The 854-nt window shown below is 26.8% G+C and carries 1 protein-coding gene; it reads left to right on the forward strand.

Annotation, left to right across the window (positions count from 1 at the left end; translation table 11 throughout):
* Positions 1-715, forward strand: a 715-nt coding sequence (locus ACS8FC_RS16060) for a lysozyme inhibitor LprI family protein (RefSeq protein ID WP_439297505.1), incomplete at its 5' end; no start/stop codon positions are given.
* Between the last annotated feature and the right edge of the window lie 139 nt (positions 716-854).

Here is an 854-nt window from a genome sequence, read left to right on the forward strand (position 1 = left end):
AAAATTCAATAACTCAAATAAAAAATTTGATTATAGTATAGTTAATGCTATTCAGAGTAAAAAATTGACAATTGGGGAGTTCATTTCACATACACTGTCTTGCAATAATATAAGTGATATTGATAACAATATCTCCATATTGTTAGGAATAAAATTCTTACATGAACTAAATAATTTTGAAACCAAAAGTATCTTTGATCAACAGAAATTGATTAATAATAGTTTTAAAAGTAATACTAATGAGATTCTAAAGAGTGTTGTCACTGTATTCGAATTAAGACATATATTTTGCCATGAATTTGGAACAAAAGTAGAAGTTAATGAAGACTTTATTCAGGAATTGTTTTCAAACACTAAGATATTTTTAGAAAATACTACTGATTTTATTCAGTCTAAATTATATCCAGATGCCCCAAAAACACAAATTGACATGAATATTCATGCTCACAATGAGTTCGATAAAATTGATATAAAGCTTGAAGGTTATATCAGTAAATTAATAAATAAAGATTTTACAGACATGCTAGATTTTGATAAAGACTTATTCAAAGAGTCTATACTTAAATGGAAAGAATATCGCGAAAGCGAGGCAAAGTATAAGTCTAGCGTAGTTGAAGGTGGTTCTATGCAGCCTATGATTTATTCTATGAATATGCATACTACCACACTACGGAAAATTAAAGAGTTAGAAGAAGAGTACCCTGAATTATTCTAGTGAGATAAAAATATATTAATTATAAAGATTAATTATATGGAAGGAAGGTAAATGATTGAAAATCTTATTGCAACGATTTTGGGTGGTCTATTTGCTCTAAACTAATTGTAAACATATTTTTATACTTGATAAGTTTAAG

Source organism: Psychrobacter sp. 1Y4 (genome assembly GCF_051847555.1).